General features: G+C 40.7%; 22 protein-coding genes, 1 tRNA gene, 3 rRNA genes, 1 other RNA gene and 1 pseudogene. 2 read left to right on the forward strand and 26 right to left on the reverse strand.

Annotation, left to right across the window (positions count from 1 at the left end):
• Positions 1-78: 78 nt before the first annotated feature.
• The 16 genes and pseudogenes from rsmI to CNQ82_RS00505 all read right to left on the reverse strand — a co-directional run bounded on the left by rsmI (position 79) and on the right by CNQ82_RS00505 (position 15,842).
• A complete protein-coding gene (rsmI, locus tag CNQ82_RS00430; RefSeq protein ID WP_123143585.1) occupies positions 79-918 on the reverse strand; it encodes a 16S rRNA (cytidine(1402)-2'-O)-methyltransferase in 840 nt (279 codons plus the stop codon).
• Entirely contained in the window at positions 915-1,175 is a 261-nt protein-coding gene (locus tag CNQ82_RS00435; RefSeq protein ID WP_123143586.1) for a GIY-YIG nuclease family protein, read from the reverse strand. The genes rsmI and CNQ82_RS00435 overlap by 4 nt, the downstream gene beginning before the upstream one ends.
• Positions 1,165-1,893, reverse strand: a complete 729-nt coding sequence (locus tag CNQ82_RS00440; RefSeq protein WP_123143587.1) for a tRNA1(Val) (adenine(37)-N6)-methyltransferase — start codon at positions 1,891-1,893, stop codon at positions 1,165-1,167. The genes CNQ82_RS00435 and CNQ82_RS00440 overlap by 11 nt, the downstream gene beginning before the upstream one ends.
• A 144-nt stretch (positions 1,894-2,037) precedes the next feature.
• A complete protein-coding gene (gene yabA / locus CNQ82_RS00445; protein ID WP_123143588.1) occupies positions 2,038-2,427 on the reverse strand; it encodes a DNA replication initiation control protein YabA in 390 nt (129 codons plus the stop codon).
• A 14-nt stretch (positions 2,428-2,441) separates the two neighbouring features.
• Positions 2,442-3,248, reverse strand: a complete 807-nt coding sequence (locus CNQ82_RS00450) for a PSP1 domain-containing protein (RefSeq protein ID WP_095106973.1) — start codon at positions 3,246-3,248, stop codon at positions 2,442-2,444.
• Entirely contained in the window at positions 3,249-4,175 is a 927-nt protein-coding gene (locus CNQ82_RS00455) for a DNA polymerase III subunit (RefSeq protein WP_123143589.1), read from the reverse strand. It abuts the gene before it with no gap.
• Positions 4,176-4,348: 173 nt separating this feature from the next.
• Positions 4,349-4,678: a cyclic-di-AMP receptor gene (locus tag CNQ82_RS00460; RefSeq protein WP_012664152.1), complete on the reverse strand. Its 330-nt coding sequence runs from the start codon at positions 4,676-4,678 to the stop codon at positions 4,349-4,351.
• 198 nt (positions 4,679-4,876) lie between these two features.
• Positions 4,877-5,494 carry a dTMP kinase gene (gene tmk, locus CNQ82_RS00465; protein WP_123143590.1) on the reverse strand — a complete coding sequence of 206 codons (618 nt, stop codon included), beginning with the start codon at positions 5,492-5,494 and terminating at the stop codon, positions 4,877-4,879.
• A gap of 1 nt (position 5,495) precedes the next feature.
• Positions 5,496-6,845, reverse strand: coding sequence for an aminotransferase class V-fold PLP-dependent enzyme (locus CNQ82_RS00470; protein ID WP_123143591.1), 1,350 nt, complete (start codon positions 6,843-6,845; stop codon positions 5,496-5,498).
• Between the two features lie 106 nt (positions 6,846-6,951).
• Positions 6,952-7,066 (reverse strand): 5S ribosomal RNA (gene rrf, locus CNQ82_RS00475).
• A gap of 68 nt (positions 7,067-7,134) precedes the next feature.
• Positions 7,135-10,059 (reverse strand): 23S ribosomal RNA (locus CNQ82_RS00480).
• Positions 10,060-10,302: 243 nt separating this feature from the next.
• A 16S ribosomal RNA gene (locus tag CNQ82_RS00485) occupies positions 10,303-11,854 on the reverse strand.
• Together the 16S, 23S and 5S rRNA genes form the textbook arrangement of a ribosomal RNA operon.
• 510 nt (positions 11,855-12,364) lie before the next feature.
• Positions 12,365-12,961 (reverse strand): recombination mediator RecR, encoded by a 597-nt coding sequence (recR, locus tag CNQ82_RS00490; RefSeq protein ID WP_095106981.1) that lies wholly within the window; start codon positions 12,959-12,961, stop codon positions 12,365-12,367.
• Positions 12,962-12,967: 6 nt separating this feature from the next.
• Positions 12,968-13,285, reverse strand: a complete 318-nt coding sequence (locus tag CNQ82_RS00495; protein WP_012664148.1) for a YbaB/EbfC family nucleoid-associated protein — start codon at positions 13,283-13,285, stop codon at positions 12,968-12,970.
• A gap of 265 nt (positions 13,286-13,550) precedes the next feature.
• Positions 13,551-15,212 (reverse strand): annotated as a pseudogene (dnaX, locus tag CNQ82_RS00500) (DNA polymerase III subunit gamma/tau); the annotation flags it as partial.
• A gap of 105 nt (positions 15,213-15,317) precedes the next feature.
• The gene (locus tag CNQ82_RS00505) at positions 15,318-15,842 is read right to left on the reverse strand and encodes a GNAT family N-acetyltransferase (protein WP_123143593.1); all 525 of its coding nucleotides are present in this window, start codon (positions 15,840-15,842) and stop codon (positions 15,318-15,320) included.
• A gap of 221 nt (positions 15,843-16,063) precedes the next feature.
• Between CNQ82_RS00505 and CNQ82_RS00510 the strand changes: the two genes are divergently transcribed.
• A complete protein-coding gene (locus CNQ82_RS00510) occupies positions 16,064-16,279 on the forward strand; it encodes a hypothetical protein (protein ID WP_123143594.1) in 216 nt (71 codons plus the stop codon).
• 38 nt (positions 16,280-16,317) lie between these two features.
• Here CNQ82_RS00510 and CNQ82_RS00515 read toward each other — a convergent pair whose 3' ends face one another.
• Positions 16,318-17,499, reverse strand: a complete 1,182-nt coding sequence (locus CNQ82_RS00515) for an MFS transporter (RefSeq protein WP_123143595.1) — start codon at positions 17,497-17,499, stop codon at positions 16,318-16,320.
• Between the two features lie 130 nt (positions 17,500-17,629).
• Here CNQ82_RS00515 and CNQ82_RS00520 point away from each other — a divergent pair, with 130 nt between their 5' ends.
• Positions 17,630-18,538 (forward strand): LysR family transcriptional regulator, encoded by a 909-nt coding sequence (locus CNQ82_RS00520; RefSeq protein WP_123143596.1) that lies wholly within the window; start codon positions 17,630-17,632, stop codon positions 18,536-18,538.
• 430 nt (positions 18,539-18,968) lie between these two features.
• Here CNQ82_RS00520 and ffs read toward each other — a convergent pair.
• The 9 genes from ffs to CNQ82_RS00565 form a co-directional block, all read right to left on the reverse strand.
• Positions 18,969-19,236: signal recognition particle sRNA large type (gene ffs, locus CNQ82_RS00525), an RNA gene on the reverse strand.
• A 114-nt stretch (positions 19,237-19,350) separates the two neighbouring features.
• Positions 19,351-20,022, reverse strand: coding sequence for an SdpI family protein (locus CNQ82_RS00530; RefSeq protein ID WP_123143597.1), 672 nt, complete (start codon positions 20,020-20,022; stop codon positions 19,351-19,353).
• Between the two features lie 13 nt (positions 20,023-20,035).
• Positions 20,036-20,293, reverse strand: coding sequence for an autorepressor SdpR family transcription factor (locus tag CNQ82_RS00535; protein ID WP_123143598.1), 258 nt, complete (start codon positions 20,291-20,293; stop codon positions 20,036-20,038).
• A gap of 144 nt (positions 20,294-20,437) precedes the next feature.
• On the reverse strand, positions 20,438-21,160 hold the full coding sequence (gene treR / locus CNQ82_RS00540) for a trehalose operon repressor (RefSeq protein ID WP_123143599.1): 723 nt from the start codon (positions 21,158-21,160) through the stop codon (positions 20,438-20,440).
• A gap of 27 nt (positions 21,161-21,187) precedes the next feature.
• Entirely contained in the window at positions 21,188-22,825 is a 1,638-nt protein-coding gene (treC, locus tag CNQ82_RS00545) for an alpha,alpha-phosphotrehalase (protein WP_123143600.1), read from the reverse strand.
• Between the two features lie 119 nt (positions 22,826-22,944).
• Positions 22,945-24,372: a PTS system trehalose-specific EIIBC component gene (treP, locus tag CNQ82_RS00550; RefSeq protein WP_123143601.1), complete on the reverse strand. Its 1,428-nt coding sequence runs from the start codon at positions 24,370-24,372 to the stop codon at positions 22,945-22,947.
• Between the two features lie 157 nt (positions 24,373-24,529).
• Complete coding sequence (locus CNQ82_RS00555) at positions 24,530-24,934, reverse strand: VOC family protein (protein WP_123143602.1); 405 nt, start codon at positions 24,932-24,934, stop codon at positions 24,530-24,532.
• Between the two features lie 186 nt (positions 24,935-25,120).
• Positions 25,121-25,210: transfer RNA gene (locus CNQ82_RS00560), tRNA-Ser, on the reverse strand.
• Between the two features lie 138 nt (positions 25,211-25,348).
• Positions 25,349-26,821, reverse strand: coding sequence for a glutamate synthase subunit beta (locus tag CNQ82_RS00565; RefSeq protein WP_123143603.1), 1,473 nt, complete (start codon positions 26,819-26,821; stop codon positions 25,349-25,351).
• Positions 26,822-26,836: the final 15 nt, after the last annotated feature.

Consider the following 26,836-nt stretch of genomic DNA (forward strand, 5'->3'; position numbering starts at 1 on the left):
CACAGTTTAATTTCATTTATCTACTTTTATATAAAAAATTAAAAAGACAAAAATATTTTTATCTAAACCATATTAAAACTATCTGATTTGATGATATATATCATATACTTCGCCAGTTTTCATACCTCTGTCTTCTGCTACTTGTTTAATCGCCTTTTTCGGTCTCATCTCTTGGCGTATATAATGGTCGACATGTTCAGGAATATCCAGCTCCTCGAACCATTGCGTTTCAGCAGCCGCTTCTGCACCTTCAATCAAAATAACAAACTCACCTTTCAAAGGCACCTCTCCTTGCTCAACCGCTGCTGCTAAATCCGAAACCGAAGCCGTCTGAATCTGCTCAAATTTTTTCGTCAATTCACGTCCCAAAGTCACAGGGCGTTCCGCATCCACTATTTTAATCGCCTTTAAAGTATCCGCGACACGGTAAGGAGATTCATACACAATCAAAGTTGAACTTTCAAACATTCTTTTTTCCAACACAGCGACTTTTTCTTTATTTTTTCTAGGAAGAAAGCCTAAGAAAGTATAAACGAAAGAAGGAAGTCCACTTGCCATTAATGCCGTCAAACCTGCATTCGGACCAGGGATAGGTACCACTGTGATATCAGCTTCACGCGCACTCACCACTAACTCATATCCAGGATCACTGATTAAGGGTAAGCCGGCATCTGAAACTAACGCAATATCTTGCCCTTCTAATAAAGTGTGCACTAAAGGTTCAGTCTGCTGATCTTTATTGTGTTCATGATACGATTTCAAGGGAACATGAATCTCATAGTGATTACATAACTTCTTCGTTACCCGCGTATCTTCACAAGCAATTAAATCGACTTGTTTCAAAGTATCGACTGCACGGTATGTAATATCCGCTAAGTTTCCGATAGGTGTTCCGACTAAATAAAGTGTGCCTGTCATGAATGAATGCCCCTTTCAATGAGTTGTAGTTTCTGTACTCTAGTGAATGTTTTAATCTGATATTCGCGTTTCATCGCTTCGGATTTCGTTTCATAGGTTTCTTGATACACGAGTGTTACAGGTCGGCGCGTTTTCGTATATTTCGCCCCTTTTCCAGAATTATGCTTTTCAACCCGTGCAGGTATATCATTGGTATACCCTGTATACAGACTACCGTCACGACATCTCACAATATAAATAAAATGTTTAGTCTCCATAATAAATCGCTCTCATTTCCGGTGTATATTCACCATCGTCTTGATACATATAAAAAGGAGGTTGAATCTCTAATCCTGCTTTGCCATCTTTGCGTCCTTCTACAATAATTGCATGTGCGTCCTTATCTTTCTTACTGTAGACCAGCGTCAGGCGTTTAGGCTCTATGCGTGCTGCTCGATAAGCGGAAAGCACGTCCATCAAACGTTCTGCGCGATGGACCATAATTAATCTCCCGCCTTGTTTCAATAAATGGCGTGCCGCTTCCACACAATCTTCTAAAGTACATAATACCTCGTGCCGGGCAATTTTATGTGCTTCCTTTTGATGCTGATGCATCTGCGTAGTTTTGAAATACGGCGGATTGCACGTAACTACCGTATATTGTGAAGGCGTAAAGTTCTGACGTACCTCCTTTAAATCCATTTCATACATATGAATCCGATCCGTTAAGTGATTGTGCAAAATACTGCGCTTTGCCATATCGACAAGTTGCGGTTGTATTTCAATGGCATCAATCGGTTGCTGACCTTTGTAGGATAATAATAAAGGGATTACGCCATTTCCAGAGCACAAGTCCATTACCTTATCATTTTTACGCAAGTGGGTAAAATGTCCCAGCAGCAATGCATCTGTAGAAAAAGAAAAAACTTCATCATTCTGGATAATTTCTAAGTTTTCTTTTAGGAGACAGTCCAAGCGTTCATTATGTCGCAACATGATTCATCTCTACCTTCCTGAGTATGTATAGAGAGCGAGATAGAAACCTTGAAGTAAGTTTCGACATCCCGCTCTTAGAAAGAATAATTCGACTGCATCTTATTATTCTAAATTAGTTATATTATAGAAGAAACGCGCCTCAAATTAGGATTGTTCCTCTAAAGTTTGTAAACAAAACAAGCAATCTTCCCCATGGCGATGCTTGCCGAATAGGTCTCCTTTGCAGATATGGAAACCTTCTTGGTAGAGAATCGCTAAATTTTCTTTACTGCTCACTCGATGTTTCTTATGAGTATGCGTTTCTGTTTCTTCTTTGAATTCTGATGCGCCATTGCGGTCTTCTGTCTCTGATTGGCCATCATGTTCTTCTGAACGGCCGATCAAGCGTTTCAGATGATTATTTTCTACTTCTAATGCTACGTTCTCTTCGACAAGTTCCATAGCAATTGTTTTTAACTCAGCCATTTCTTGATACAAATTTTGAACGTTGCTTTCAAGACGCATGAGTCTTTCCATTAAATCTCTGCGATCCAATGCATTGGGCCTCCTTAATATATCTCTTCTAAATCTTCAACCGAATATTCTAAAGGTTGTTCCAGACCATCCACTTTAACTTGCATTGAAATGTCTAACATATTAAGACCCACGACAATTCCTTTTCCATCGGGCGTTTCAATCTTAGTTCCTACATCCGGCAATTGTTCACGCGCTGCCTCATAATAATCATTTTCATATTTTAAACAGCACATTAAACGACCGCAAGCACCAGAAATCTTAGTTGGATTTAAAGATAAATTTTGGTCTTTCGCCATTTTAATAGAAACCGGTTCAAAGTCTCCTAAAAATGTAGAACAGCATAAAGAGCGTCCGCATGGGCCGATTCCACCTAACAATTTGGCTTCATCGCGCACGCCGATTTGGCGTAATTCAATACGTGTTCTTAAACGTGAGGCTAATATTTTAACCAGTTTTCTAAAATCTATACGGTCATCTGCAGTAAAGTTAAATATCACTTTCGATTGGTCTAATGTATATTCACAATTGACTAAACGCATATCCAGTCCTAATTGTTCAATTGCTTCTTTACAAAATTGCATGGCTGCTTCTGCCTCTGCTTCATTGCAAGCATGCTTTTCTAAATCTTGTTCAGTGGCAACACGGATAATCGGTTTCAGAGGTAAGGTAACATCTTCTGCCTCTACATCTAATGCGCCATCTTTAACCGCTCCGATTTCCACTCCTCGTTTTGATTCTACTACTACTCTGTCACCACAACAAAGTGCAATATTTTGAACGGGTGCGTAATATTCAAGTTTCCCGGCCTTTTGAAATTGTACGCCTATAACCTGTGGCATTTAGTCCACCCCTTTAATTACAATTTGTTCAAATACAAGCATCGGATTCACATTCTGCGTCAGTTTCTTATGTGCTTCCGTTATATGATCATACATATGCGTTAATTGAGCATAACTTAAGTGCTCTGCATAATGTTTAATATCGGTTTCCATTTCCGAAAAAAACAAGTGTCCCGAAGTTTCAGCCTTTTCATGCATGATATCTTGGAAAAAAGCATTCACAGCAGACAGTGTCAGTTGCTGCAGCTTTTTATTTTTAGCTGATTTCATTAAATCAACTAAAGCAATCAGTGCCATTGCTCTATTAGAAAGTAATAGTTGACACCAGTTTACAATATTCTTTCTTAAAGCCGCTAAATCATATTCTTCGTTTAAGTTACGCGCTTCTTCTATTTGTGTTGTATATGTACTGAGCATTTCTGCAATAGGTTTAGAAATCGCTTGTTCTTCCAGACGTTCGATTAATAGCGTTTGAGACATAGGTTTGAAGTAGACATGCTGGCAACGTGAATGAATCGTACTTAAGATTTGTTCTGGCTTAGTAGAAAGCAAAATTGCAATCGTATTCTCTGGAGGTTCTTCTAAAAACTTCAATATACTATTTTCACCTTGCACTGTCAGCTTTTCAAAACCATCAATAATATATACTTTATATAATCCCTCAACTGGAAGCTGATTCATCGCATGCACGAGCGCTTCGATTTTTTCTTTCTTTATATTAGTTTCTTCAGTCGAAACATATCTAAAGTCCGGATGATTCATTTCATCAACTTTCGCTTGGCATATTTCATTGTCATTGCATAAAATCAATTTCGCAAATGCCATTGCAGTTTGTTGCATTGTTTGGCCATCATCGCCTTCAAATAAGTAGGCATGCGAAAGTTTCCCAGATTGATAAGCTTTCGTCAATCTTGATAATTCATCCATTCATTTAACTCCTTTTACGTAATGAAAAGGGGCTGGAACTCGTGTCAATCAAGGATTTGTATCTTACAAAACCCGATTACATACTTGTCCCGACCCCCGCTATTCATAAAAAGTGATGAGATTACAGAGTCATAAACTCCTATCTTCACTTTCTCACTCATTATGTTGAATTATTAAAATCGGTGGAATGCATCAACAGGCATTACAAATACTGTTGCACCGCCGACTTCAACTTCCACTGGATAAGGAATGTATGAGTCTGCGCTACCGCCCATTGGTGTAATAGGTGATACAAGCTGTTCTCTATTACCGCATGTTTTATTAATAACACTTAGTAAATCATCAACTTTATCATCATCTACACCACAAAGGAATGTGGTATTCCCTGCACGTAAAAATCCACCTGTTGTAGCGAGTTTCGTCGCTCGGAAGTTATTTTTTACGAGTTGGTCAGACAATTCTTGACTATCTTGGTCTTGAACAATTGCAATTACCATTTTCATAACTAACACCTCTTTGTAATATTATAGCATATCTGATGGCACAGCTTGTTTAGAATCTTAAGAGAATTCGTCTGTTGTCTTAAAATTTCAGGTTGAATAACCGAACGCCTTTAAGGATAAAAACAGAGTTGAATATAACAAATATTTATCAAATTATACTACGAGTATACGATGGCGTGCAATACCTTATCCATCTGTTTATTGTTTAATCAGGAATTCTTTGATAGCGCTATATGTAGCCTTTACAACTGTTTCTAATTCTTGATTAGCATCAATCACTTTAAAACGATTCGGTTCTTGTGCGATTAAATCTTTGTATCCTTTAATTACCCGTTGATGAAAGGCAATACTCTCATGATCTAAACGATTCATGTTTCTAGCATTACTTTCAATACGTTGACGCCCAGTCTCAGCCGTAATATCTAAATAAATCGTTAAATCAGGGTATAGACCGTTAATCGCAAATTCATTGATAGCCCGTACTTCATCTACACCAATGCCACGTGCAAATCCTTGATAAGCTAGTGAACTGTCAATATAGCGATCACACAGTACGATTTTGCCTGCTTTTAATGCGGGCAATACTTTTTCAACAAGATGTTCCCGGCGAGACGCCGCAAAGAGTAACGCTTCAGTGCGGTCATCTACTGCTTCACCTTCCAATAGAATTTCACGAATTTGTTCAGCTGCCGGAACCCCTCCAGGCTCACGCGTTTTCAATACTTCAAATTCTTTAGCTAAACGTTCTGACACTTGTTGTAAAACAGTGGTTTTCCCTGATCCTTCTGGTCCTTCAAATGTAATAAATGCGGCCATTTTAATTATCCTCAATTCTAATTTTGTTATCTTTTAATCCTTCTACCCTAATTCCTTGAGCTATCCAGTTTTCTACATTTTGGACGACAGTATCAGTTACCTCTTCCCCTTTAAAATAAACTGGGATGCCTGGCGGATAAGGTACCAAATGCTGTCCGAGTCGTTTACCGACAGCTTTTTGTAATTCTACTTCAATCGTACTTTTCAAATGCAATGGTTGATAGTGTCCCATCTCGGTAGGCAAGAGATTCTCCTGGTCTACGTAATTTGATGATGGCATCTCAGGCAACACTATTTGTTTGATGCGTTCTTGCAATAATTCAAATGGAAACGTATCATCTTCATGCCATAACGGCAATACCAATAAGGTTTGATAATCATCAGCTAATTCCACATAAATATCTTGTTCTTCTAACCAGGTTTGGACTTCGTATCCTGAATGTCCCGGGTATTTCAAGGTTAACTTGAGTGGATCCTCCATTTCTCCTACTAAGAATCCTCTACCTCTTAATTCAGCCATTAAAATCTTTCTTTTTTTGAAAAAAAGAGTGCTGTTGTAATTTTGATAAAATGCCTGTGCACGTTCAAGCCCCGCCATTAGCAGATAAGAAGGACTGGATGATTGGAAATAAGTCAAATACTGTTTGACCTGTGCTTGATAAGGTGCATTTTTATGTATGAAAATTACAGAACTCATGGTAAATGCAGGCAATGTTTTATGGTAAGACTGCACTACATAATCTGCTTGATATTCTAATGAAGAAACTGGAAAACCCTCTAATCCAAAATGGGCACCATGCGCTTCATCGACGAGAACTGGAATATGGTGCTTATGACTGGATTGTATAAAACGTTGAACATCAAAAGTTTCTCCATAATAGTTAGGATAGGTCACAATAGCAAGACTATGGTCTGTCATCATATTTTCTGCTTCGGATATATCAGGAGCACGATAGTGCTTAGTTTGCTTACTCATTTCCATTGGCATAATTTGAGCAGCTTGTGTACTTAAATCTAAACCATGAAATACAGATTTATGTACATTGCGACTCATCAATATAGGATCGGCACTTTGTGCAGCAGCTTGAATAACCGATAAAATACCTGAAGTAGTACCATTAACTAAATAATACGCCTCATAATCTGTATGTTTAGTTAATTGCTGCATGCTTTCTTTTAGTACTTCTTCCGGATGATGCAAATCATCAAAATCAGTAATTTCCGTTATATCCATATCTAAGCCTATTTGCTTCAAGTCACCGATAGTCATATTCTTATGACCTGGAACATGAAAGGAAATAGGAGTCTTATCTAAAAATGCTTTCAATTGATGGTTTAATGGCAACTTCATGAGTCTTGCGTCCTTTTCTAAAGATTACTTTCATTCTAACATAGAATAATACACGGGCTAAGAGAAAAAAGTATAAAAAAAAAGAGACCCTAATGGGTCTCGCACTGCCTGGCAACGTCCTACTCTTGCGGAACGTAAGTCCGACTACCATCGGCACTAAAGAGCTTAACTTCTGTGTTCGGCATGGGAACAGGTGTGACCTCTTTGCCATTGTCACCAGACAATAGAATGCTTATACATTCAAAACTAGATAGTAAGTAAAATCAGTTTACCAATCAAAACTTGAAATTGGATTAAGTCTTCGATCGATTAGTATTCGTCAGCTCCACATATCGCTATGCTTCCACCCCGAACCTATTAACCTCATCATCTTTGAGGGATCTTATAACCGAAGTTGGGAAATCTCATCTTGAGGGGGGCTTCATGCTTAGATGCTTTCAGCACTTATCCCATCCATACATAGCTACCCAGCGATGCCGTTGGCACGACAACTGGTACACCAGAGGTATGTCCATCCCGGTCCTCTCGTACTAAGGACAGCTCCTCTCAAATTTCCTGCGCCCACGACGGATAGGGACCGAACTGTCTCACGACGTTCTGAACCCAGCTCGCGTACCGCTTTAATGGGCGAACAGCCCAACCCTTGGGACCGACTACAGCCCCAGGATGCGATGAGCCGACATCGAGGTGCCAAACCTCCCCGTCGATGTGAACTCTTGGGGGAGATAAGCCTGTTATCCCCGGGGTAGCTTTTATCCGTTGAGCGATGGCCCTTCCATGCGGAACCACCGGATCACTAAGTCCGTCTTTCGACCCTGCTCGACTTGTAGGTCTCGCAGTCAAGCTCCCTTATGCCTTTACACTCTATGAATGATTTCCAACCATTCTGAGGGAACCTTTGAGCGCCTCCGTTACACTTTAGGAGGCGACCGCCCCAGTCAAACTGCCCGCCTGACACTGTCTCCCGCCATGATGAATGGCGCGGGTTAGAAATCCAACACAGCTAGGGTAGTATCCCACCAACGCCTCCACGTAAGCTGGCGCTCACGTTTCCAAGGCTCCTACCTATCCTGTACAAGCTGTGCCGAATTTCAATATCAGGCTACAGTAAAGCTCCACGGGGTCTTTCCGTCCTGTCGCGGGTAACCTGCATCTTCACAGGTACTATGATTTCACCGAGTCTCTCGTTGAGACAGTGCCCAAATCGTTACGCCTTTCGTGCGGGTCGGAACTTACCCGACAAGGAATTTCGCTACCTTAGGACCGTTATAGTTACGGCCGCCGTTTACTGGGGCTTCGATTCGTAGCTTCGCAGAAGCTAACCACTCCTCTTAACCTTCCAGCACCGGGCAGGCGTCAGCCCCTATACATCACCTTACGGTTTAGCAGAGACCTGTGTTTTTGATAAACAGTCGCTTGGGCCTATTCACTGCGGCTCTTCAGAGCGTGAACCCTAAAGAGCACCCCTTCTCCCGAAGTTACGGGGTCATTTTGCCGAGTTCCTTAACGAGAGTTCTCTCGCTCACCTTAGAATTCTCATCTTGACTACCTGTGTCGGTTTGCGGTACGGGCGCCAAATCTCTAGCTAGAGGCTTTTCTCGACAGTGTGAAATCAACGACTCGAGGAAAACATGTTTCCTCTCCCCATCACAGCTTGACCTTATGAATGGCGGATTTGCCTACCATTCAGTCTTACTGCTTGGACGTGCACTCCAACAGCACGCTTCGCCTATCCTACTGTGTCCCCCCATCGCTTAAAACGATTATTGGCGGTACAGGAATATCAACCTGTTATCCATCGCCTACGCCTGTCGGCCTCGGCTTAGGACCCGACTAACCCAGAGCGGACGAGCCTTCCTCTGGAAACCTTAGTCAATCGGTGGATGGGATTCTCACCCATCTTTCGCTACTCACACCGGCATTCTCACTTCTAAGCGCTCCACATGTCCTTGCGATCATGCTTCGACGCCCTTAGAACGCTCTCCTACCACTGTCCGAAGGACAGTCCACAGCTTCGGTAATATGTTTAGCCCCGGTACATTTTCGGCGCAGTGTCACTCGACTAGTGAGCTATTACGCACTCTTTAAATGATGGCTGCTTCTAAGCCAACATCCTAGTTGTCTGGGCAATACCACATCCTTTGCCACTTAACATATATTTTGGGACCTTAGCTGGTGGTCTGGGCTGTTTCCCTTTCGAACATGGACCTTATCACCCACGTTCTGACTCCCAAGTTAAATTGATTGGCATTCGGAGTTTGTCTGAATTCGGTAACCCGAGAGGGGCCCCTCGTCCAAACAGTGCTCTACCTCCAACAATCATCACTTGAGGCTAGCCCTAAAGCTATTTCGGAGAGAACCAGCTATCTCCAGGTTCGATTGGAATTTCTCCGCTACCCTCAGTTCATCCGCTCACTTTTCAACGTAAGTCGGTTCGGTCCTCCATTCAGTGTTACCTGAACTTCAACCTGACCAAGGGTAGATCACCTGGTTTCGGGTCTACGACCAAATACTCAACGCCCTGTTCAGACTCGCTTTCGCTGCGGCTCCGCATTCGCTGCTTAACCTTGCATCAGATCGTAACTCGCCGGTTCATTCTACAAAAGGCACGCCATCACCCATTAACGGGCTCTGACTACTTGTAAGCACACGGTTTCAAGTTCTCTTTCACTCCCCTTCCGGGGTACTTTTCACCTTTCCCTCACGGTACTGGTTCACTATCGGTCACTAGAGAGTATTTAGCCTTGGGAGATGGTCCTCCCGGATTCCGACGGAATTTCACGTGCTCCGTCGTACTCAGGATCCACTCAGGAGAGAATTGACTTTCGACTACAGGACTCTTACCTTCTCTGGTTCGACTTTCCAGTGCGATTCGTCTAATCAATTCTTTTGTAACTCCGTGTAGAGTGTCCTACAACCCCAATGAGCAAGCTCATTGGTTTGGGCTCTTCCCGTTTCGCTCGCCGCTACTCAGGGAATCGAGTTTTCTTTCTCTTCCTGCGGGTACTAAGATGTTTCAGTTCTCCGCGTCTGCCTTCGGACATGCTATGTATTCACATGTCGATAACACAACATAACTTGTGTTGGGTTCCCCCATTCGGAAATCTCTGGATCAACGCTTACTTACAGCTACCCAAAGCATATCGTCGTTAGTAACGTCCTTCATCAGCTTCTAGTGCCAAGGCATCCACCGTGCGCCCTTAATAACTTAATCACGTTATTAATTATGTGAGTAATCTTCTTTGCCGTAGGCAAATCGATTACTAGCGATTCATTTAAATGAATAAAGCTTTTAAAACTCTAATTCACTCGGTTTTGCTTGGTAAAATCTATTTTTACTTACTTATCTAGTTTTCAATGTACAATCATGAATACTCGGATGAGCATTCAAAACTGAATACAATATGTCACGTTATTCCGTCAGTTTCTATTGAAACTGTTCCGTATATATCCTTAGAAAGGAGGTGATCCAGCCGCACCTTCCGATACGGCTACCTTGTTACGACTTCACCCCAATCATTCGTCCCACCTTCGACGGCTAGCTCCTAAAAGGTTACTCCACCGGCTTCGGGTGTTACGAACTCTCGTGGTGTGACGGGCGGTGTGTACAAGACCCGGGAACGTATTCACCGTAGCATGCTGATCTACGATTACTAGCGATTCCAGCTTCATGTAGTCGAGTTGCAGACTACAATCCGAACTGAGAACAGCTTTATGGGATTTGCTTGACCTCGCGGTTTCGCTGCCCTTTGTACTGTCCATTGTAGCACGTGTGTAGCCCAAATCATAAGGGGCATGATGATTTGACGTCATCCCCACCTTCCTCCGGTTTGTCACCGGCAGTCAACTTAGAGTGCCCAACTTAATGCTGGCAACTAAGCTTAAGGGTTGCGCTCGTTGCGGGACTTAACCCAACATCTCACGACACGAGCTGACGACAACCATGCACCACCTGTCACTTTGTCCCCCGAAGGGGAAGACTCTATCTCTAGAGCGGTCAAAGGATGTCAAGATTTGGTAAGGTTCTTCGCGTTGCTTCGAATTAAACCACATGCTCCACCGCTTGTGCGGGTCCCCGTCAATTCCTTTGAGTTTCAGCCTTGCGGCCGTACTCCCCAGGCGGAGTGCTTAATGCGTTAGCTGCAGCACTAAGGGGCGGAAACCCCCTAACACTTAGCACTCATCGTTTACGGCGTGGACTACCAGGGTATCTAATCCTGTTTGATCCCCACGCTTTCGCACATCAGCGTCAGTTGCAGACCAGAAAGTCGCCTTCGCCACTGGTGTTCCTCCATATCTCTGCGCATTTCACCGCTACACATGGAATTCCACTTTCCTCTTCTGCACTCAAGTTTTCCAGTTTCCAATGACCCTCCACGGTTGAGCCGTGGGCTTTCACATCAGACTTAAAAAACCGCCTACGCGCGCTTTACGCCCAATAATTCCGGATAACGCTTGCCACCTACGTATTACCGCGGCTGCTGGCACGTAGTTAGCCGTGACTTTCTGATTAGGTACCGTCAAGGTGCGCATAGTTACCTACGCACTTGTTCTTCCCTAATAACAGAGTTTTACGATCCGAAGACCTTCATCACTCACGCGGCGTTGCTCCGTCAGGCTTTCGCCCATTGCGGAAGATTCCCTACTGCTGCCTCCCGTAGGAGTCTGGACCGTGTCTCAGTTCCAGTGTGGCCGATCACCCTCTCAGGTCGGCTACGTATCGTTGCCTTGGTAAGCCGTTACCTCACCAACTAGCTAATACGGCGCGGGTCCATCTATAAGTGACAGCAAAACCGTCTTTCATTGCGGAACCATGCGGTTCCGCATATTATCCGGCATTAGCCCCGGTTTCCCGGAGTTATTCCAGTCTTATAGGTAGGTTACCCACGTGTTACTCACCCGTTCGCCGCTAACGTCAGAGGAGCAAGCTCCTCGTCTGTTCGCTCGACTTGCATGTATTAGGCACGCCGCCAGCGTTCATCCTGAGCCAGGATCAAACTCTCCATAAAAGTTTATGATTTGTTTGACTAGCTCATAAAAAACTAATTTGTTTTAAAACGTCTAAGACGTTTGTTAATTGGAATTAACGTTGACATATTGTCATTCAGTTTTCAATGTTCATTTTTTCTGACTCACAAGAATTAATTATACTCTTTTCAAAACTCAAAGTCAAGAACTTTTTAAAAGTTTTTTAAGATTAATTTTGTGAAGATTTGTTGAAGAGTTTGTTTCGTCCTTTCAACAGTTACTAACTATACAGGGTTTCAAAGTTTTTTGCAACCCATAAAAATTACACTTTATAGCTTTAGAAGCCTTGATACACTTGATTTAACGGACTTTTAACAATGCACTTGTAATAAAGTTTGCTTTATCGCGTTAATGTGAGCGTATTCATTTAATATACCCTCTTTTAACCCTTCAAAAACCAAACTTTAATTTTTTTGAAGAAATTTAAAAAAATAACAGCAAAGTATCAAACTGTGTGTTTTACAGTTGATATACCTTACTGTTAATTGCTTTTACATCTCAGTTCTACCTTCTATAGCACGTGATAATGTGACTTCGTCTGCATATTCTAGATCTCCGCCAACTGATAAACCTTGTGCTAGGCGTGTAACTTTAATTCCTATCGGTTTAACAAGTCTAGAAATATACATTGCTGTAGATTCGCCTTCTAGATTCGGATTCATTGCGAGAATCAACTCTTTTACTTCATCATCTTTTAAGCGTTCGATTAATGAGGGAATATTGATATCTTCTGGTCCTATGCCATCCATTGGCGAAATTGCACCATGCAAGACATGGTATAAGCCTTTATATTCGCGCATCTTTTCCATAGCTATTACATCTTTATCATCTTCAACTACACAGATTACGGAGCGGTCACGCTGTTTATCTTGGCAGATATAACATGGATCTTCTTCTGTAATATGTCCGCACACACTGCAATACGTCAATTCGCGTTTCACATCTACTAAGGCTTTCGCAAATTGTACGACGTCATCTTCTTGCATATCTAATACATGAAAAGCCAGACGTTGTGCCGTCTTTGGCCCAATGCCTGGCAATTTCATGAAACTATCGATAAGTTTCGAAATCGGTTCAGGATAATGCATCAGTTATCACATTCCAGGAATGTTCAAGCCTTTAGTGTGTTTGCCTAAACGTTCTGATGTTAGTTCATCTGCTTTGTTCATCGCTTCGTTTGTAGCTGCTAACACTAAGTCTTGAAGCATTTCAACATCGTCTGGATCAACTGCTTCTTCGTCAATCACTACGTCTACTACTTCTTTATGGCCAGTTACAACAACTTTAACCATACCGCCGCCTGCTGAACCTTCTACTTTTTCATCTTTTAATTTTTCTTGCTCTTCAGCCATTTTCTTTTGCATTTTTTGCATTTGTTTCATCATTTGTTGCATATTTCCGCCACCGCGCATAATATATTTCCTCCTTGATTCTTTGTTTGTAATTTAATGTTCTTAAGTCTGCTGACATGAATTTTCTATTCTTTAGGGTGGTTCTTCTTTCCTAATAATCTTATTTTACTATTATATGGTAGAAACTCGTCCCACGTCATTTCACATCAGTATTGATATAGTGAATTATAACATATCGGCATAGTGTCTTTCGACAATATTAATCCTCATCTGTAAGGTGAACTGTCTCCTCGCCGAACATGTCTTTAGCTTTCTGCACAATATCCACTTCTTTGGACTGCTCTGGTTCGTTAGCGTCCTCTCCTGTTTGATTGCTTCCGCCTCTTTTACGGTTCTTGATATATTCAGAACGTACTTGCAGCCATTGATCCGCTGGCACGCCGACCACCGAAACATTTTTATTAATGATATTACGTACAACTTCTTCTAAACTGCCACGTTTTTCATCATCATCATTCACAATTTCACAATGAATTTCCGCTTCAAATTGCACTAACACGCTTTTTTCGCTTGCAGCTACAGGTATAGAATTCTGTAATAAGCTGACCAAGGCTTTTTGATTGTGATTTTTAGCGTGATCAATGACTTCTTGCCAATGATCTTTCAAGAGTTTGATATCTTCTTTATTCGCATTATCTAGCACTTTAGCAATTTGAGTCATAGAATAAGAGTTCTTGCTTCTGCGACGTCCGCGTGAATTACTTTTTTGCTTAGGCGGAGTATTAGTCGTTGTCACCCCGTGTTGTTTCAATGCATTCAACTCTTGTTCTAAGTGTTCCAAACGTTGCAGCAAGGCACTATTCACATCGTTATTTTGCTGAACAGGTTGGGGTTCAGCCGATGCTTGATGCGCATTAGCAGAATGCATATCAGTGTTCGCTAAAGGCGCGTTACCTTCTTTAATCAACTCAGCCATTTTGACCAACAACACTTCAAAGTGTACATTCTGATTTACACTGAAACGCACAGATACTAATGTATCATTGATTAAATCAATCATTTTATATAGTGTATCTAAATCAAACGCCATCAATGCGTCATATTCTGTTTCTCGCTGTGCTGTTTTATTCATAATGGTATCGCGTACAAAATAAATCAAATCATTAATTAAACGATTCACTTCTTTACCTTCAGCGATAAATTGATGGTAGCGCGCAAATGCATCTTTAACTTGACCGTTGGCTACATCATTCAATAAGGCATTTAATGAAGCTTCATCTACACTGCCAGTCACATTCAAAGCATCTTGCAAGGTTAAATGTTCATCGCCGAATGCAATAGCTTGGTCCATGATACTTAATGCATCACGCATGCCGCCTTCAGAAGCTTTTGCAATGAAAGCAATCGCTTCTTCGTCGTACTCAATATGCTGCGATTCTGCTACGTAACGTAAACGTTCGATAATTTGCTCTAAACCAATAGCTTTAAAATCAAAACGTTGCGCTCTTGAAATAATAGTAGGAGGAATCTTATGAGGCTCTGTAGTCGCCAGAATAAAAATAGCATGTGCCGGCGGTTCTTCTAGGGTTTTCAGCAAGGCATTGAATGCACCTGTTGTCAGCATATGGACCTCATCTATAATGTAGACTTTATATTTTGATTGCGATGGTGCGTATTTCACTTTATCACGGATATTTCTAATTTCGTCGACCCCATTGTTGCTCGCCGCATCGATTTCAATGACATCTGAATTAGAACCTTGCGTAATACTCTTACAAATATCACATTCATTACAGGGTTCTCCGTCTACACTATTAGGGCAATTAATGGCTTTCGCAAAAACCTTCGCAATACTTGTCTTCCCTGTCCCTCTTGGACCGCTGAAGATGTATGCATGCGATTGTTTACCTTTAGCAATAGCATTACGGAGCGTCTTGGTTACATGCTCTTGACCGACCACATCGTCGAAACTTTGAGGACGGTACATTCTATATAAAGCTTGATAGTTCACTTACTTTCGCACCTCCGAATACAAATCATCATTATTATAGCATGCCAAGTTAACTGAACGCGATGATACAATTTATATCTCTTAGATATTCTCTAAAATCAACTTGCCTTGGGGGCAGGTGTCCAAACTCTCCCATAATAATATGATACTGAATTGATTGATATCTTCATTGTCTGGTACTTCTACTGCACACTCTGAAAGGGGATCAAATCCTAAAGACTGAAAATATTCTGGTTCCCCTTCTACTATAATTTCATTGTAGCCCGCTTCTTTAGCCCGGCTCTCTGCGGCTTCAACCAGCGCTTTACCGATGCCGTACTCTCTAAAGTCTTCTTTTACCGAAAGGGATTTAATCATCAGCGGATGTTGCAAGTCTTCTCCGTTCACAATCATTTCTTCCATTAAGAGTATATGACCTACGATTTCATCTTCGTCTGTGCGTGCTATCATTTCGAAGTCTGGGTTGTAGGTCGGAATGCGTCTCAATCTGCGCAGGCTGTCTTCGTAATATTCTCCTTCGAATAAACCTTCGCTGTCTTTCTTATCTTTCAGGTGCGCGATAATCGCGTAGTCGTTCTCTGTCACAGTTCCTAGTAAGATTTGCATAAAATCCCTCCATTGAATTGGGCAAAGTATTAGGTACATTATAACGTAATTTGTAGTTTTCGCTTATGATTAAGGTTCTGACCTTGCATTCTTTCCTCAAACGTCTTAGACTTTTATCAATGAATGTAAATTTTGTAAATTTATTGTTAAAAATGTGGTAAGATATTGAGTAATTACTATTTTGAACTTGAATTCCATATCTGCTGAGGGAGGCGATGTGATTGGTTATCAAAAATAAAGCTTATACTATTTTGGGGATAGTGTTTATGGTGCTGTGCCTAGCAAGTTTCGCCACAATGCATAATGTTTGGATGATTATTCCAGGATTTGTCTGTGGTGTCCTTTTCTTAGCATTCGGCCTGCACTTCAAAGATAGAAAAGAAATGCAAAAAGATAAATTGCGCAAGCATGAATTACAGAGTGAATATCGAATTTAAGAAGCTGAGACATTACTTTGTCCCAGCTTTTTTCATATTTAATATTCCATTTTGCGTTGTTTACGTCCATGCAAGAGATAGTAGAGTCCGATTACTAAAATCAACAATACGGCCATGGCAAAATAAAGGTTGCGATAGCCGAAACTGCCAATGACAATTCCGAGTATTGTCGGTCCTGCTCCCGCTCCTAAGTCAGCAAAGATATAGAATGTTGAAGTTGCCAAGCCTATTTTTTCTGGAGGTGAAGCCTGCAGCGCAATAGTTTGGAAAGATGGAATCAAGGTACCGTAACCAATACCGATGAAAATGGCTGAGATTAAAAGCACCCAGCTTGTATGCGCGACTGCTAATAATGCCAATCCAATTACGAAGATTACCAGCGTAGGATAAACCACTTTATTGGCGCCATAGTTATCGAATACTTTGCCTGTTATCGGACGTACAATAAAGGTACTTAAGGCATAAACGACAAAGAAGAAGCTGGCTGCCGCCGCAAGTCCGATATGTGCTGCGTAGGAATCCAAGAATGCAAGCACGCTAGAGTAAGCAATTCCTACAAACACGATAACAATAGAAATCGGTACTGCTTGTTTTTGGAAAAATTGTGCCAATCCTTTAGGCTGTGCCTCTCTCTGTTCTTCCTTTTTCACAGAAGGTTGTCTGATATTTGAAATAAACAATGCGAGAATTGCTGCTAATACAATACAGATCAAGCAGACAATAAAGTTGCTTTGAAAGTTCAACTTCTGGTTGATTAAGATGCCTAAAAAAGGACCTATTGCGGATGCGACTGTCGTACTGAGCGCGTAGTAACCTATGCCCTCGCCTTTGCGGTCATCCGGAACAATGGTAGAAGAATAAGTTCCTGTAGTGGTAGAGGACATGCCGAATGCGATACCGTGTATCAAACGCACAATCATTAAGACTAGCAAGCTGTGTATTAAGAAATACAAGCCGATTGCTACAAATGAGAAAATCAAACCGAAGAAGAGTGTTTTCTTCAAATTTAAACGATCAATATATTTCCCAGTAAATAAACGTCCAAACAGCATACCAATGATAAATATACCTGCTGCTAGACCGCCCATCGTTTCATTCGCATGAAAAGTATTAATGGTAAATGCAGTAACTGTAACGATTAAAGCGTAATGAATAATATACATGAGGAAGTTAATGATGGTAATGAAAATAAAATCTTTCGTCCATAAATTGCGATACATACATTTCGCGCTCCCTTTAATAATTTCTATTAATTTAATATCTCTAGTATATTGATAAACAATACTAATGTATAATGGAGATTATTAATGAATACATTAGTGTTACTTATGTAATGAAAGGATAAAACAATTGAACTTTATTCAACTGCATCACGTTAAAACAATACATGAGACCGGTTCTATCACCAAAGCCGCTCATCTTCTGCATATTACGCAATCTGCTCTTAGCCAATCGATTTCAAACTTAGAAACAGAATTAGATATTCAACTATTCAAACGTCAAAAAAGCGGGACGACTTTAACAGAGCAAGGTCGCCAAATATTTCCTATTATGATGGATTTAATCGATCAAGAAACCTTGTTATATGATAAGATTCAATCCTTGAACGCTGAAATGGAAGGCTCGCTGTCGATTGCGACAATTCCTAGTTTGTTCATGACGATTGTTCCTGGCGTGCTGTCAGTTTTTAAAAAAGATAACCCTAATATAGAGGTGCATATTGTAGAAGCTGAAAACGATGAGATTAAGCAGCTGGTGGCGGCGGGAGAAGCGGATATCGGCTTGTATTCAATACTGAACGAGGATGACTTGGAGGTGGCAGAAACACAATATACACCATTATTTTCTAGTGCCTTCACTGCAATTGTTCCTAAAGATTCAAAGCTGGCTTATTTAAAAAAATTATCCTTAGAGGATATCAAATCTTTTCCTTTTATCTTGTATGATCGTACTTTTTATAAGAAAAATATTCAGAAGTTCGAAGCGGCCAATGGTCCTATCAACTTGTTATTTTCTACCGATAATGTCGGTGTACTATTCAACTCTGTAGCTGAAGGACTCGGAATCAGTATCTTGTCTGACTTGATGGTACAAAACACACCTTTTTATCAGCGCAATATGATTACTACTGTTCCGATTGGCGCTCCTTTCAATCAAATGATCGAGTTCGGTGTGCTGCACCTGCAACATTCTGATAAGGATAAACTGATTGCAGAATTCAAGAATTATTTAGCGGAAGCTGCGGATAGATTGATATGAGAGCTGAGGAGGGGGCGCTAAGTTTGGCGCTTTCTGGACACTTCTTGAAAATTTGTGTCTAGATTCCGGGGTTTTCTAGACACTTCTCAAAAATTTGTGTCCAGATTCGGGGCTTTTCTGGACACTTCTCAATAACTTGTGTCTAGATTCCGGCACTTTCTAGACACTTCCCGATAACTTGTGTCTAGATTCCGGCCTTTTCTGGACACTTCCCAAAAACTTGTGTCTAGATTCCGGCGCTTTCTAGACACTTCTCGAAAACTTGTGTCCAGATTCGGGCGCTTTCTAGACACTTCTCAATAACTTGTGTCTGGATTCCCTACTAATTCATCATCCCGCCCATAAATCTTCGCATTAAAAAAGGAAATCAAGGGTTGCGCTCCCTCAATTTCCTACTTCGCTTCTATGTATAAAAATGAATATAAAAATACCGCGCAACTTTGCTTCGAATGTGTATCATGAACGTTACCAAAGTCGACAGCTAAATCTCGGCTACCCTACGGCACATATGAGAATCCACTTAATGCTGCTTCCGTCAGGACCTGACATGATTCATGGGTTCATATTGCATAGGACCGAAATCTTCAAACACCTCGTGCTTTGGGCAGACTTCACAAGTACACACCCTAGGCAAAGTATTCAGTCTCGCATAAGCGGATTTCGAGAACAGGGAACCGCTACCTCCCCACCTAGCACGGCAAGATATATCATACTATATTTAAAGGTCGTAATGCAAGCTTTAACGATTTGTAAATTTCGTGAATTTTAAGTTCCCTCTATTAAAAAGAAAGCCTTGAAGAGCTAGCCTCTATTTAAGGTTTCGTTTGCTCGATTTTTTGATAAGCATATTTAGAATAAGCGAAAGGTATTGCCCCGCCAACTAATGCGAATATTAATAAAGCTGTGATATTATTGATTGCTCGGAATAAAGCTAAAATGAGTAATAGGAAGCCTACTACAATAAACAAACGTGAAGTAAATCGATGCGTTCTTTTCCATACCGCTTCACTAGCTTTCGTCCACTGATTTCGAATACCCATATTCTCAGCGTTAACCGGAACAATTTGTAAATAGTTCCCCCATAAAATTAATAAGAAACTAAGAATTAATATTCCTATAAAATGATTCATAATATTGTATCCAAGTGCATGAAAAATCATTAATATACTCAATAGATACATAAAACTTTGCACCATAGGATTCCAAAAAGCCGTATCGAAGCTTACATTACCAAACTTCTTATGATATTTATCACGTTTAGCATTTCTTTTGATTACGCTATAACTCACTATCATGATTAATATTATGACGATAGGTGCAGTAACCTTATTCAAATATAAATCCAGTTGATTCTGGTTATTGTAATGTAACGGTATGGTCCACGGTAAAAACGGCATAAATATTATCCACGTTGCTACCGTTAAAATAATCATAGCTAAGCCGAAATGTTCAAATTTTTTTGTACCAACTTCAACTTCTTTCATTTCAAACCCCTTCCTAATCTTGTTTAAATTGAATAATCCATTTAATCACTTCTTCAAAAACAGATAGGTTCAAGTGATAATACAAATATTTTCCTTTTCGTTCTGAGTAAATTAAATCGTTCAATCTAAGTATTTTAAGGTGCTGTGAAACACTCGCTTGACTCATATCGAAATGCTCGGCAATTTCGCTAGCTGTCAATTTCTGTTCTTTCAACATTTCTAGAATAGATCTTCTAGTCGAATCTGACAGTGCTTTGAAGATATCTCTCATTAAATTTCCTACCTTCATTTAATCATTTAAGAATATACTTAAATGTTATCGATAAAAATTGCCGAAGTCAAATTTGATAAATAATCTGCATTTGTATAATGTAAAAGACCAACTCATGATAAGTTTCACGAATTGGTCTTTGTTTCATCTTCTTGAAAAATCTACGAATCTGAAATCTGTCGCAATATGCTTTGCGACATTATATTGGAATTTTGTCATATCTTTCAAATGTACGACTCCGCGGACGGTTGCTGTGTATGGCGGATTGATCTCGCCGAATGCTTCATATTCTTGTTCTGAAAAAGGTTCGAAAGTAATGGCTTTGCGTGAGTAGCTGATATCTAATCCTAAGTCTTGTTCGATATAATTGTATAAAGAATCAGCTACAATTTCTTTTGTTAAATTCGGCACAACTGCTTCCACCAAATAATCTTCATCAATGATTTTCACGCGCCCGTCGGCTTTACGATAACGTATGAGATGCCAGAGTTGATCTTCGTTACTCAGGTTCAAGGCTTCTCTCACGTTAGGCACCTCTCCAGCGGTTTCTTTTTCCAAAACTTTCACTTCGGTTTCGAGTTCGATGCCTAGTCTTTCTTGTACTTCTTTGAAGCTGGTCAGTTTTGAAAAGGGAAATTCTGTCACGCCTTGATAGATGACGATGGAGCCTTTGCCTCTGATTTTCTGAATCATGCCTTCGCTGACGAGTAAATTCAGGGCTCGGCGTACTGTTTCACGTGAAGCTTTGTAGGTGGTTACTAGGTCGTTTTCGGAGGGAAGTTGTTCTCCGTATTTGATTTCTTCATTTAAAATGCTTGTTTTTAAATCGTCGTAGATTTTAGTGAATTTCTTAGGTTTCGTTAACATTGCGCTCACTCGATTCTTTACTGTAAATTACTGTTCAATCACAATGGCACCGTAGCCTGCGATTTCTCCATTGTTGATAGTGCCGCGTTCTAGAATAACTTCGCCGTTGGTATCTAGGTCTTCTGGTACCATCACGGGTTCTTGGTTGAAGTTTGCAATCACGAGCCATGTTTTCCCGTCGTAGCTGCGTTGATAAATCATGAGATTCGGATCATCCATATATAATGGAAGGATATCGCCGTATGTCACAATATCATGTTCATGACGCAAGCGGATGAGTTCGCGATAGGTTTGCAAAACTGAATGGTCATTTTCGATTTCATCTTCTACATTGATATGTTGATAATTTTCAGGAATATCTATCCACGGTGTGCCGCTTGTAAATCCGGCATGTTCCCCAGCAGTCCACTGCATAGGGGTGCGTGAATTATCACGTGATTTCTGAGCTAGAATCTGCAATATTTCTTGCTCTGGCACGCCTTGAGCTTTCAAATGGTCATAAGCATTCAAGGATTCTACGTCTCGATATTGATGAATATCTGTAAAATGCGGATTGGTCATGCCGATTTCTTCACCTTGATAAATATAAGGTGTACCTTGCAGCATATGCAGGGCTACAGCTAACATCTTCGCGCTCTTCTGACGCATTTCTTCTGTTGAATCATCACCAAAACGAGATACGACACGAGGTTGATCATGGTTGCACCAGAAAATAGCATTCCAACCGTTGCCGTCATGAATGCCGATTTGCCATTCCATTAAAATACGTTTCAACTCAATAAAGTCAAAGTCTGCTTTTGTCCACTTTTCTCCATCTTGGTAATCTACTTTTAAATGGTGGAAATTGAAAACGCTATTCAACTCTTCGCGTTCTGGATTCGTATATTTGATACAGTTATCAATTGTAGTTGAAGACATTTCTCCGACTGTCATTAAATCTTTGCCACCGAAAGTATTGCGGTTCATTTCATGGATAAATTCATGGACGCGCGGACCGTCTGTGTAAAATTCTTTACCGATTTTATCTGAATCACGGAATTCACCTTTTGAAATCAAGTTGATGACGTCGAAGCGGAAACCGTCTACACCGAAATCTATCCAATAATTAATCATGTCATAGAGTGCTTCACGCACTTTAGGGTTGTCCCAGTTCAAATCTGCTTGCGTTACATCGAAGAGATGCAAATAGTATTCATCAGTGGCTTCGTCATATTTCCAAGCATTTCCACCGAACTTAGATTCCCAATTTGTTGGCGGCGCACCCTCTTTCGCAGATTTGCGGAAGAAATAATAATCACGATATGGATTGTCCGGAGCAGAAATGGCTTCTCTAAACCACTCATGCTCAGTGGATGTGTGATTAATCACAATATCCAGCATCACTTTCAAATGATGCTTGTGGGCTTCATCCAGCAAGTGGCGCAAATCTTCTTTCGTGCCAAAATCTTCATTGATACTTAAATAGTCGCTGATATCATAACCATTATCATTCATCGGTGATTGATAGACCGGTGTTAACCAAAGATAATCTACACCTAAATATTCAAGGTAATCCATTTTTTCAATAATTCCATTTAAATCACCTACACCGTTGCCAGTTGTATCATTAAAGGATTTTGGGTAAATTTGATAAACTACAGATTTTTTCCAATCATTCTGTTGCATAATATGACCACCTTTTCCTCTCTCTTTATAGAAAAACAGAACATCTGGAAAGTGATGTTCTGTTTTGCATTCAATCAAATCATTCGCTCATTTATCTCTATTTTAACTGATATTACTGCTTAGTCGACCATCTCTTTCGCTTTATTTTTAGCGAAGTTAGAAAAGACGACTGTTAAGATAGCTGGTACAATCACTGCAATGATGGTACAAATTCCATATACAATCCAATATTCTTTCTGAATGGAAATGATGGCTGGTACACCACCGACACCCACATTTCCTAATACTTTACTTGCGCCGATAATGCTTCCTAATACACATGAAGTCACAATCGCTGCGACGAATGGATATTTCATTGGAATGTTTACCCCGAACATAGCGGGTTCAGTCACGCCGAGCAAGCCAGAAATACCTGAAGTTAAAGCAAGTCCTTCTTCTTTGGCCATTTTACGACGTTTGTATACATACCAAGCGCCGAATGCGGCTGAACCTTGGCAGATATTTGAGATTGCCAAGATTGGCCATAAGTAAGTACCGCCTAATTTGCTTCCCATTAATTGGAAATCGACTGCTAAGAACATGTGATGTAAACCTGTAATTACAAGCGGAGCATAGAACAGTCCGTAGATTGCGCCGCCTAACCAGCCTGCACGGTTAAATAAGAAGGTTACAGCATCTGTAATACCTGTTCCAATCCACAATGCAATCGGTCCGATCACTAAGAAGGCTAAGAATCCTGTTACGAGTAAAGCAACAGGTCCGACTACTAACATCTTAATGGAATCATGGACCACTTTATTCAAGGCCTTTTCAATCTGGGCCAGCACATATGACGCTAATAATACTGGCAAGACTTGTCCTTGGTAGTTCAATTGTTTCACGTCTAAACCGAAGATATGCCAGACTGGTATTTTTGAACCTTGATTCAAATCATATTGCGAAACGAGTTGCGGATGCATCAAGACAAGTCCTAGTACTAAACCTAATACTGGATTTCCGCCGAATACACGCATACTGCTCCAACCAATTAATGCTGGCAAGAAAATGAACGCAGTAGTTGCGATGACGTTCACAATATCCGCGAAATCATGAATCTGCGGGAATTGTTCCGTTAGAGGTTTCGGTCCGAATAAATCTTTCATAGTTAAGAGGTTGTATATCCCCATTAATAGACCGGCCGTTACGATGGCTGGTAAGATTGGAATGAAAATATCACCCAGCAATTTAACGAGACGTTGCAGTGGATTCCCTTTCTTAGCTGCCGCTGCTTTGACTTCATCTTTCGAAGCCCCTTCTTTGCCGATATTATCCATAAATTTCTTGTACACTTCATCAACTGTCCCAGGTCCGATTACAATTTGATATTGATTATCCGCTTTAAATTGTCCTTTAACAAGCGGATTATCACTTAATTTATCCTTATCTACTTTATCGTCGTCCTTCAATACTAAGCGTAATCGTGTCACACAGTGCGTTGCGGTTTCTACGTTTTCAGCGCCTCCGATTGCCTCGACAATCTGTTTGACGTCTTTATCTTTCACAGCCATCCGACTCACTCCCTTTGTTTGATATTTGAGTCTATTGTACTTGTCTATACAAGTTATGTAAAGGCTTTCATTGAAAAATAATAACTGCTTCGCTTAAATCTCTTCTAATTTAACTTAAAAAAAGTGACGGAACTGCTGAATTCCGTCACTTTATATTTCATGCATTTTCTGTTGCCTTACGTTCAATTATTTGTATTAAATTACCGCATGTATCATCGAAAATAGCGAATTTAACACCATTTTCATAATCCATCGGCGCCATCGTAAATCCGACACCTTGCTCTTTAAGTCGTTGATATTCTGCCTGTACATCATCCACATCAAACATCGTACAAGGAATCCCTTCTTCTTTTAGCCCTTCTTGATACGCTTGAGCAACGGGATGATTGTTAGGTTCAAGCAACAACTGCGTGCCCTCTGGATTTTCTGGAGAAACTACAGCTATCCATCTATAATCTCCAGCTGGTACATCTGCTTTCTTTTGAAATCCTAATATTTCTGTGTAAAACTTTAATGCTTGGTCTTGATCGTCTACAAATATACTTGCGACTTTAATTTCCATGGGGCATAACCTCCATTGTGAGTTAGTTCTTTCTTTCCTTATTTTTAAAAAAAGTAAACTAGAAAGACGAGAAATTAAGATAGATTACTGGAACCTTAAAAATACAAATTAAAAAGGCAAGCACTCAATACGAAATTGAATGATTGCCTTTTTATATCTATTAGTCTTGGATTTCATTTATAATAGCGGAGGAAGAGGGATTCGAACCCCCGCGAGCCGTTAAGCTCCTGTCGGTTTTCAAGACCGATCCCTTCAGCCGGACTTGGGTATTCCTCCAATAAGCACAATAAACATCTTATTATACCCCATCATAAAAGTCAATCAATTTTTTAAGTAAATTTTACACAATTCTTGTTGACAAATTCATATTGCAACAAAATAGAGGGACGATTGTCCCTCTATTATTGAATTTTATTAATTTAAAACAAGCTGCCTTTGTAAATATCTGTGCACAGATTTTGCGACTCCGCGCCCTTCTTTAATCGCCCAAACAACTAGACTTTGGCCACGTCTCGCATCACCTGCTGCAAAGATATGCGGTTGATTTGTCGCATAGTCGTTCTCATCTGCTATGATTTTATTTCGCTCTGTGTGTAAGTCGAACGTATTTGGAACAGTATTTTCAGTGCCTGTAAATCCAATCGCTAGTAGGATCAAATCTGCAGGCCAATGCTTTTCAGTATCGTCAATTTTCGTACTGCCATCTGGCATTTTTCTCAAAGTTTGCGTATAAACCCCTCGCACATTACCAATACGGTCTACATCGTAACGCATGGTTTGCGCGCCATAAGCACGCGGTTCGTAACCGAAGCGTTCTTCTGCTTCTTTATGTGCGTAATCCATTTTAAATACAGGCATTGATAACGGCCAATAGGGATTACCTTGAATTTCATAACGCTCAGGCAGCTTTGTACGATAATTGAACTGTACTACTGTTTTGCAATTCTCACGCAAAGCAGTCGCAACACAGTCAGCTCCCGTATCCCCCGAGCCAATTACAATTACATTCTTTCCTTCGGCACTGATTTCGGCATTTTCTGGTTCTAATTCTCCATTTGCAATTTGCGTTTGTTCTGTTAAATAATCCATAGCGAAGTGTATGCCGTATCCCATGCGTCCTTCTAACGGAAGGTCTCTTGCTTGTTGGGAACCTGTACACACTATGATGGCATCAAATTCAGATTCAAGCGTCTCTTTAGAGATATCTTTTCCGACTTCTGTATCCGTTACAAAATGGATACCTGCTTCCTCCATTAATCGAATACGACGACGTACTACATCTTTATCTAATTTCATATTCGGAATGCCGTACATCAACAAACCGCCTGCTTCGTGCGCACGTTCATAAATGGTCACTTCATACCCCTTTGCATTCAATTCGTCAGCTGCAGTCAATCCTGCAGGACCGCTTCCTATAATAGCTACGCGTTGCTCTAAACGCTGTGCAGGTAGTCTCGGTTGAACCCATCCATTTTCAAATGCTTCATCGATGATAGTACGCTCAATTCCTTTAATCGCGACCGGATCACGATTGATATTCATCACACAAGCTTGTTCGCACGGCGCCGGACACACACGCCCTGTGAAATCCGGAAAGTTATTAGTTTCTGCTAAACGTTCGTAGGCTGCTTTATAATCTTGATGAAAGACCAGATCATTCCACTCTGGTATATAATTTCCAATCGGACAGCCTATTGTATCACGTTCAACCTGTTGGCCTGTCTGGCAAAAAGGCGTTCCGCAATCCATACATCTCGCACCCTGCATGCTGGCATCTTCTTTTGAAAAACACTGTTGAAATGCTGCATGACTCGTTAAGCGTTCTGCTAACGAAAGTTCCGGTAGTGCTTGTCTGTCATACTTCATAAATCCTTTAAATTCCCCCATCTGAAAACACTCCTT

The sequence above is a fragment of the Staphylococcus debuckii genome, from assembly GCF_003718735.1.
GTDB lineage: Bacteria > Bacillota > Bacilli > Staphylococcales > Staphylococcaceae > Staphylococcus > Staphylococcus debuckii.

Excerpts from the sequence above, each read along its gene's own strand:
- CNQ82_RS00535 (WP_123143598.1), bottom strand. The coding sequence starts at position 20,293 with ATGAGAGATATCTTCAAAGCACTGTCAGATTCGACTAGAAGATCTATT.
- treR (WP_123143599.1), bottom strand. The coding sequence starts at position 21,160 with ATGTTAACGAAACCTAAGAAATTCACTAAAATCTACGACGATTTAAAA.
- recR (WP_095106981.1), bottom strand. The coding sequence starts at position 12,961 with ATGCATTATCCTGAACCGATTTCGAAACTTATCGATAGTTTCATGAAA.
- CNQ82_RS00450 (WP_095106973.1), bottom strand. The coding sequence starts at position 3,248 with ATGCCACAGGTTATAGGCGTACAATTTCAAAAGGCCGGGAAACTTGAA.
- CNQ82_RS00460 (WP_012664152.1), bottom strand. The coding sequence starts at position 4,678 with ATGAAAATGGTAATTGCAATTGTTCAAGACCAAGATAGTCAAGAATTG.
- CNQ82_RS00555 (WP_123143602.1), bottom strand. The coding sequence starts at position 24,934 with ATGGAAATTAAAGTCGCAAGTATATTTGTAGACGATCAAGACCAAGCA.
- CNQ82_RS00565 (WP_123143603.1), bottom strand. The coding sequence starts at position 26,821 with ATGGGGGAATTTAAAGGATTTATGAAGTATGACAGACAAGCACTACCG.
- CNQ82_RS00440 (WP_123143587.1), bottom strand. The coding sequence starts at position 1,893 with ATGTTGCGACATAATGAACGCTTGGACTGTCTCCTAAAAGAAAACTTA.
- CNQ82_RS00470 (WP_123143591.1), bottom strand. The coding sequence starts at position 6,845 with ATGAAGTTGCCATTAAACCATCAATTGAAAGCATTTTTAGATAAGACT.
- CNQ82_RS00495 (WP_012664148.1), bottom strand. The coding sequence starts at position 13,285 with ATGCGCGGTGGCGGAAATATGCAACAAATGATGAAACAAATGCAAAAA.
- tmk (WP_123143590.1), bottom strand. The coding sequence starts at position 5,494 with ATGGCCGCATTTATTACATTTGAAGGACCAGAAGGATCAGGGAAAACC.
- CNQ82_RS00435 (WP_123143586.1), bottom strand. The coding sequence starts at position 1,175 with ATGGAGACTAAACATTTTATTTATATTGTGAGATGTCGTGACGGTAGT.
- CNQ82_RS00455 (WP_123143589.1), bottom strand. The coding sequence starts at position 4,175 with ATGGATGAATTATCAAGATTGACGAAAGCTTATCAATCTGGGAAACTT.
- CNQ82_RS00505 (WP_123143593.1), bottom strand. The coding sequence starts at position 15,842 with ATGCAAATCTTACTAGGAACTGTGACAGAGAACGACTACGCGATTATC.
- treP (WP_123143601.1), bottom strand. The coding sequence starts at position 24,372 with ATGGCTGTGAAAGATAAAGACGTCAAACAGATTGTCGAGGCAATCGGA.
- treC (WP_123143600.1), bottom strand. The coding sequence starts at position 22,825 with ATGCAACAGAATGATTGGAAAAAATCTGTAGTTTATCAAATTTACCCA.
- CNQ82_RS00515 (WP_123143595.1), bottom strand. The coding sequence starts at position 17,499 with ATGTATCGCAATTTATGGACGAAAGATTTTATTTTCATTACCATCATT.
- CNQ82_RS00530 (WP_123143597.1), bottom strand. The coding sequence starts at position 20,022 with ATGAAAGAAGTTGAAGTTGGTACAAAAAAATTTGAACATTTCGGCTTA.
- rsmI (WP_123143585.1), bottom strand. The coding sequence starts at position 918 with ATGACAGGCACACTTTATTTAGTCGGAACACCTATCGGAAACTTAGCG.